The sequence below is a fragment of the Occultella aeris genome (genome assembly GCF_902703175.1).
In the GTDB taxonomy this organism is placed as follows: Bacteria; Actinomycetota; Actinomycetes; order Actinomycetales; family Beutenbergiaceae; genus Occultella; species Occultella aeris.
This window is the reverse complement of record NZ_CACRYJ010000023.1, coordinates 1-6,459: the sequence shown is the minus strand read 5'-3', so window position 1 is coordinate 6,459 and position 6,459 is coordinate 1. Positions and strand designations below refer to the sequence as shown.

Annotated in this window: 7 protein-coding genes; 4 read left to right on the top strand and 3 right to left on the bottom strand. The window is 65.8% G+C overall.

Translation table 11 applies throughout. From position 1 onward, the window contains the following. A partial coding sequence (locus tag HALOF300_RS08420) for a hypothetical protein (protein ID WP_156740514.1) occupies positions 1-249 on the bottom strand: 249 nt, incomplete at its 3' end. Between the two features lie 114 nt (positions 250-363). Between HALOF300_RS08420 and HALOF300_RS27710 the strand changes: the two genes are divergently transcribed. The 3 genes from HALOF300_RS27710 (at position 364) to HALOF300_RS08405 (ending at position 3,193) form a co-directional block, all read left to right on the top strand. Next, positions 364-621, top strand: a complete 258-nt coding sequence (locus HALOF300_RS27710; protein WP_156740513.1) for a helix-turn-helix domain-containing protein — start codon at positions 364-366, stop codon at positions 619-621. Between the two features lie 1,043 nt (positions 622-1,664). Continuing rightward, on the top strand, positions 1,665-2,444 hold the full coding sequence (locus tag HALOF300_RS08410; RefSeq protein ID WP_156740512.1) for an SDR family NAD(P)-dependent oxidoreductase: 780 nt from the start codon (positions 1,665-1,667) through the stop codon (positions 2,442-2,444). A 527-nt stretch (positions 2,445-2,971) separates the two neighbouring features. Then, positions 2,972-3,193 (top strand): hypothetical protein, encoded by a 222-nt coding sequence (locus HALOF300_RS08405; RefSeq protein ID WP_156740511.1) that lies wholly within the window; start codon positions 2,972-2,974, stop codon positions 3,191-3,193. Between the two features lie 209 nt (positions 3,194-3,402). Here HALOF300_RS08405 and HALOF300_RS08400 read toward each other — a convergent pair whose 3' ends face one another. Beyond that, positions 3,403-4,080, bottom strand: coding sequence for an NAD(P)H-binding protein (locus HALOF300_RS08400; RefSeq protein ID WP_156740510.1), 678 nt, complete (start codon positions 4,078-4,080; stop codon positions 3,403-3,405). Positions 4,081-4,162: 82 nt separating this feature from the next. After that, the gene (locus HALOF300_RS08395) at positions 4,163-5,209 is read right to left on the bottom strand and encodes an NAD(P)-dependent alcohol dehydrogenase (protein ID WP_156740509.1); all 1,047 of its coding nucleotides are present in this window, start codon (positions 5,207-5,209) and stop codon (positions 4,163-4,165) included. Between the two features lie 135 nt (positions 5,210-5,344). Here HALOF300_RS08395 and HALOF300_RS08390 point away from each other — a divergent pair, with 135 nt between their 5' ends. Further along, a complete protein-coding gene (locus HALOF300_RS08390; RefSeq protein WP_156740508.1) occupies positions 5,345-6,181 on the top strand; it encodes a helix-turn-helix transcriptional regulator in 837 nt (278 codons plus the stop codon). The last annotated feature ends 278 nt before the right edge of the window (positions 6,182-6,459 follow it).

Below are 6,459 nucleotides of genomic sequence, written 5' to 3'. Positions count from 1 at the left end.
GCCCCCAGCCGCGCCAGCATCGAGCTCGTCCTCGGCGCGAGCCCGCACCAGCCCCGCCACGAACCACGAGCGCAGCGTGACCGTCGTGGCAACCACCTGCCCGTCGGTAGCCCGAGCCAGCCGATCTGCCAACTCCGCCCATGTCACCTGGTGCACGCGGCGTCGCCGCTCCAGCACCCAGTCCCGCAGCGATGCACCCTGCGCGTCACGCAAGATCAGATCTGCGAGGAGATACAGCGGAGTGGCCATGAACAGCATCATGCAACGATCTTTGCTTGCAGTCAACGATTTATCATCACTTACGAACGCTGTACCGGTGTTCTGCTTGCAAACTCGGTCAGGAACCGGCCATCCTGCTGACCTATGGACGAGGACTCTGAGGCGCGCGCGGTAGACGCAACCGTGACCGCGACCGTACGTGGCCTCGCCCACTCGCGACGCGTCACCTCCGCCTCCCTCGCGCAACTCTGCGGGATCGGCACATCCCAAATGACAGCCCGACTCAACGGCCGTGCATCCTGGAAGCTCCGAGAGGTCGTGTTGCTGGCTCGGTACTTCCAGGTGAGCCTCGACGACCTGGTCAGCGGAAACGTCTCGCTCGCACCCCGACCCAAGCGGTAACCCGGCCCTACACCACGACCACACGAACCGCCTCGACCCCGGACCTTGGATTCGACCAATCTCTCGCGTCGGCGCCTTCATCTGCGGCGCGCGCTGCCGCGCTTCCAGCGCGGGGATCGCGACAGAGTCGGCGCCCGCGGTGTGGACTCGGGCAGGGGTGCAGCGTGTGCGCATCGGAGGCTCCAAACTCTCGAGTGATCCGTTCCCACGGTCACCACTGCCCCTTGCCCGCACCCCTTGCCCAAGTCCCGTCCCGACTGTGAAGTCCGCCACCGACCCCTTGCCCGCCTATCGCGAGAGACCCGGGCAACCGGACCCGAGCCGCCACATGGGCCCACAGTTGCCCATCAGGTGACCGGCGCCCATCGTTGACGTCGACCAGCAATCGGCCCTGCCGGAGGCCACGGCGCGTCGGTCCTTCGTCCAGACTGCGTACACCTGTTCGACTGATTGCATGACAAGTGAGGGCCGACACCCGGACCGTGTTCCGATGCGCGACGCACCACTCGACATTCCGCCGGCAGCCATCGGGATTCCGATCCGACCGCTGGACCCGCCCATCCCGGTCAAGGTCTGGGTGTCCTTTCCCAGGACCGGATTCGTGCAAGTCGACGGCCGCGCAACGGCCTACTCGCCACGCGCAGGACGAGTCGAGTTCATCGACGAACACGGACGGAACGGAGCGGTCTGGGTTTGGGCAACCGCCATCCAGCGAAGGTGACCACGCCGGGGCGGCGGACCCCTCATTGGGTGCGGTGGCCGCGACTGAGTCGCACTAGCCTCGAGCCAGTCGCCGCACGGCCAGCCCTGCCCGCAGTCTCGTTTCAACAAAACGCCGCCCCCGAATTTTGCATCAACGAAGGAGCCGCGGACCGCTGGTGGATCGAGGCTTGGTGTCCCAACGCGGGAATGCCACACCGGACGAGTTGCACCTAAATGCACGTCGGACCGCCCGACTGCCAACTCGGCGGGAATATGTAGATGCCGGCCGACCTTATCCCTAATACACGTCAAGCAAATTCTCGACCAAGAGAGGACTCAAAATGCGTGGACTTAAGGACAAGGTCGTACTCGTTACTGGAGGTGGCCACGGGAAGGAACAGGCCGGTTCCAGCCTGGGCCAGGCCATGAGTGCGGAGCTCGCGAACGAGGGGGCGAAGGTTGTTATTGCCGACCTCTCCATTGAGCGGGCCAACGCGACGGTGGCTCAGATCCGCGACGCCGGCGGAGACGCGAGAGGCGTGGAGGCCAACGTCGTTGACGAGAATTCCGTACGGACCATGGTGGACTCCGCACTCGACGCGTACGGGCGCATCGATGTCTTGGTAAACAACGCTGGTGTATTCGGCGCCTACTTGCCGCTGCTCGAGATTGAGACGAGCCAGTGGGAGCGTGTCATGGACGTCGATCTCAAGGGTGTCTTTCTAGCGACGAAGGCTGTGCTCCCGCACATGCTCGAGCGCGGGAACGGCGTCATCATCAATGTCTCCTCCGCATCCGGCCTGGTCGCGAGCGAGGTCGGGGCCGAGTACACCACGGCGAAGCACGGGGTCATCGGGCTTACCAAGCAAATCGCGTACGACTACGGCCACAAGGGTATCCGTGCGGTGGGCATTGGCCCAGGCGTTATCAAGACCTCGGCCTTCGAGGGCGCTGAGATAACCCCCGATTTCCCGTTCTATGACCTGACGATGCAGGCGCCTGCTGGGCGATACGGCGAAGCCCTGGAGATCGCGCGTGCCGTAGTCTTCCTCGCAAGCGACGACGCATCGTTCATCCACGGCCACACCATCCCGGTCGACGGCGGGTCGCCTACGCGTTAGTTGCAAAGCAGTCGCAACGCGTCACTTGCCGCGATAGGTCTTTTCGACCTGACGACACCTCGCCATCCACGCCTCGGTCGGGCAAAGGGGGGTGGCGAGGTGTCGATTTCGGCAAGCGGACACCCAGCGACGCCGATTCGATACGAACTACGCGCCTACGAAACTTGACCACCGCCCCGTCCTACACCGCACGCGAGCCAAATCAGCGATGCTGTAGTGTCAGGCCTCCAAACACTCACAACCTCGGTTCTGAGACACCAGCAGATGAGACACCGGACATCACTGTAAGTCGCAATGCTCAATGGCGTGGTTCCGCGATCACTTGATGGCCGATGTCTACGACGACCAGTAACGAGGGAGTTGAGAAACCCTGGTGTCAGGGTGGCGCCGGGGAGGAGTGGACGAGCGGGGTGGGGTCGGCCTACTGGGTGTCGAACCAGGGCTACGCAGCAGCAGGTTTGGTCTGGCTCAGCTTGCCATCGACGAGGTGAACGACGCCGTGCATGCTGGGAAGGTGGACCAGGTCCGTGGGTGGCAAGCAGCGCGGCGGTGTTCATCTGATCGGTGGGGTTGAGGATGAGCTCTGGGACGAGTGGTGCCACCCCGCGAAGCTCGACGACCCCACGGCGATGGTCGCGATGATCGACACGCGTTCGGAGGCGATCGCGACGACCATGACGACGCACCTGCTGATTCGAGCCGTGAACCACATCCGGACGGCCGACCCCGCGCTAATCCGCGCGATCTAGGCGCGTTGGCGCCGAGCTGTGTCGCACCGCCACGAGGTCTTGGCCAGCTCGGAGGCCGCGCGCGAGAAGACGAGGGTGTCCTCCCGATGGGGGAGGGCAGCCTCTGAGTGCATTCCCTCGGCCTTTCTGGGAAAGGGCTACGCCCTGGGACTGATGGAGGAGGCGACCGCCACGACACCCTGCCCGACGGGGTAGAGCTCGGGCGCCGCCTAGCGCTGGGTCCGCGGGGCACTGCGGGCGACTGTGGCCTCGACGGCGGCGGTGATGGACGTGTCACCGTCCGTGAGCTCGACGATGGCGCGCCCGAGCTTCGGATGCTGCAGTGCGGAGACGAGGAATGCGATGACGTCGGCGCGGCTGACGTCGGCCTCGTCGGGGAGCGCCGCGCCGGCGGCGATCGTGCCGTGTGCGGGATCGTCAGTCATGTGGCCGGGGCGAAGGATGAGCCAGTCGCGGTCGGACTCGGTGAGGGCATGCTCGGCGGCCTTCTTCACGCGCAGGTAGTGCTCGTATGTCGGACCGAGCTCGCCGCTACGGACCGACTCGGGGAAGGCGGACAGGACGGCGATGCGGGTGACATCGGCGATCCGGGCGGCGTCGATCGTCTTGAGGAGCCCGTCGCCGTCGATGAGCGAGGTCTGCTCGGTGCCTGTGCCGTGGGCGCCAGCTGCGAAGACCACCGCGTCTGCGCGATCAAGGTGCGCTGCGAGCGTCTGCGCGTCGTCGGCGATGAGGTCGCCGTGGGCGGGCGTCGCGCCGGCGGCGGCGATGGCGTCGGTGTGGTCAGGGTTTCGGTGGATTCCCGTGGCAGTGTGGCCGGCGGCGGTGAGCTGGCGGGCCAGCTCGAGTCCGACGCGGCCGCCAGCTCCGGCGATGGCGACGTGCATCCGTTGCTCCTTAGGTATAGCGGTCGGGATGTGTGGGGCCGCCGACGTCGATCGACGATGACGCCGGCGGCGGCGCCGGTGATCAGTCGTCGAGCGTGGCGGTGTCGATGACGAAGCGGTAGCGTACGTCGGACTTCAGCACGCGCTCGTAGGCATCGTTAATGTCCTCGGCGCCAATGACCTCGATCTCGGGCGTGATGTCGTGGGCAGCGCAGAACTCCAGCATCTCCTGCGTCTCAGGGATGCCGCCGTTGCCGGAGCCGGCGATGCTGCGGCGTCCCATGTTGAGCGGCATGACCGTGCTGGTGAGCGTCTCGGACGGTCTACCGAGCATGACGAGGGTGCCGTCGACGGCGAGCAGGTTGACGTACTTCTCTGTGTCGACACCGGTGGAGACGGTGTTGAGGATGAGGTCGAACTGGCCGGCGAGCTTGTCGAAGGTGTCAGCGTCCTCAGTGGCGTAGTAGTGGTCTGCGCCGAAGGCGATGCCATCGTCCTTCTTCGACAGGGTGCGCGACAAAACGGTGACCTCGGCACCGAGTGCGTCGGCGATCTTCACACCGACGTGGCCCAGCCCGCCTAGACCAACCACGGCGACCTTACTGTCCTTGCCGGCGTTCCAATGCTTGAGAGGCGAGTAGAGCGTGATGCCAGCGCACAGCAGCGGAGCAGCCTTGTCGAGGTCGATGCCGTCGGGGATCCGCAGGACGAAGCGCTCATGGATGACGGTCGCCTGTGAGTAGCCGCCCTGAGTGATGGTGCCGTCGACGTCGACGCCGGCGTAGGTCTGCACGTTGCCATTGAGGCAGTACTGCTCGTTGCCCTTGTCGCACTGGGCGCAGTTCTGGCAGGAGTTCGACTGGCAGCCGACTCCGACGCGGTCGCCGACGGCGTGGCGGGTGACCTCGGGCCCGACCTCGCGGACGATGCCGACGACCTCGTGGCCGACGACCTGGGGGTAGCTGATCTCGCCCCAGTGGCCGCGGACGGTGTGGATGTCGGAGTGGCAGATGCCGGCGTAGGCAATGTCGATCAGGACATCGTGCGGGCCGAGGTCGCGGCGCTCGATCGTCGTGGGGACCAGGGGCTCGGTGGCTGAGACTGCAGCATAAGCGTTGACGGTGAGCATCATCTTCTCCTTCATCGGTGTGGCTGGCGACCACCGCTCGGGCCACCGTCGACCAGTCTGCATCGGTGCAATCCCGAGGTGGGAGGCCCGCACAGGCCACCCCAGGGCGCGCGAGAACGGAGCATGATTGCTCTCATGAGCACGAAAGATGAAGTGCGAGAGTTCCTGATCTCCCGGCGTGCGCGCGTCACGGTAGCTCAAGCCGGGCTGCCCGACTTCGGCGGGGACCGCCGGGTACCCGGGCTGCGCAGGGAGGAGGTCGCGATGCTGGCCGGGGTGAGCCTCGACTACTACAACCGCCTCGAGCGCGGCAACATCCACGGCGCTTCTGAGAGCGTGCTGAATGCCATCGCTCGCGCGCTCCAGCTCGACGACGCAGAACGTGAGCACCTCTTCCACCTCGCCCAGGGCGCGCCGCGCCAGGTGGACGGCCCTGCGCGGAGCAGCGAAGTCATCGTGCGCTCGTCCGTCCAGCGGGTGCTGGACAACATGGCAGTGCCCGCGGTCGTGACCAATGCCCAGCAGGACATGATCGCGGCCAACGACCTGGGCCGAGCCCTGTACTCGCAGCACTTCGACGTCCCCGGCCAGGCGAACATGGCCCGGTTCATCTTCCTCGACTCTCGAGCACCTGACTTCTACGAGGACTGGCCCCTGGCCCGGCAGATGAACGCGGCGATGCTTCGACTCGAGGCGGGACGCGATCCTCTCAACCAGCAACTCACTGCTCTGATCGGTGAGCTGTCGACGCGGAGCCCCCACTTTCGGACCGAGTGGGCTCGACACGACGTGCACGAGCACCGGACCGGTCAGAAGACCTTCAACCACCCAGAGGTAGGCACGGTCCTGCTCACCTTCGACGCCTTCGACCTGCCGGGCGAGCCAGGCTTGTCGATCGTCACGTACAGCGCGGAGCCTGGGACCTCGGACGCAGACCGCATCGCGCTGCTGGCCAGCTGGGCGGCGTCCTGAGAAACCCGAGATACTGCGTGGTCCGAACCCGGAGCACCGCCCTGACCGCCTGACCCGTGAGCGGCCGGCGCGAGCGCGTAACTGGCTTGGAGCCATGTGCGGCAGGTGCGCAGTGACACTGCCATCGACGACATTGACGAGCCGGCCCGCTGGCGTCAGCGGCCAGGCCTACGTTCAGCTCAGTGTCAGGGTGAGTGCGCCGCACTGGTTGCGGTGGTTGGATCCTGAGCACCTGGTGCCTGGCTCATACGTTCGTTGTCGTCCCTGGTTTGGGGCTG

Excerpts from the sequence above, each read along its gene's own strand:
- HALOF300_RS08390 (WP_156740508.1), top strand. The coding sequence starts at position 5,345 with ATGAGCACGAAAGATGAAGTGCGAGAGTTCCTGATCTCCCGGCGTGCG.
- HALOF300_RS08400 (WP_156740510.1), bottom strand. The coding sequence starts at position 4,080 with ATGCACGTCGCCATCGCCGGAGCTGGCGGCCGCGTCGGACTCGAGCTG.
- HALOF300_RS27710 (WP_156740513.1), top strand. The coding sequence starts at position 364 with ATGGACGAGGACTCTGAGGCGCGCGCGGTAGACGCAACCGTGACCGCG.
- HALOF300_RS08410 (WP_156740512.1), top strand. The coding sequence starts at position 1,665 with ATGCGTGGACTTAAGGACAAGGTCGTACTCGTTACTGGAGGTGGCCAC.
- HALOF300_RS08395 (WP_156740509.1), bottom strand. The coding sequence starts at position 5,209 with ATGCTCACCGTCAACGCTTATGCTGCAGTCTCAGCCACCGAGCCCCTG.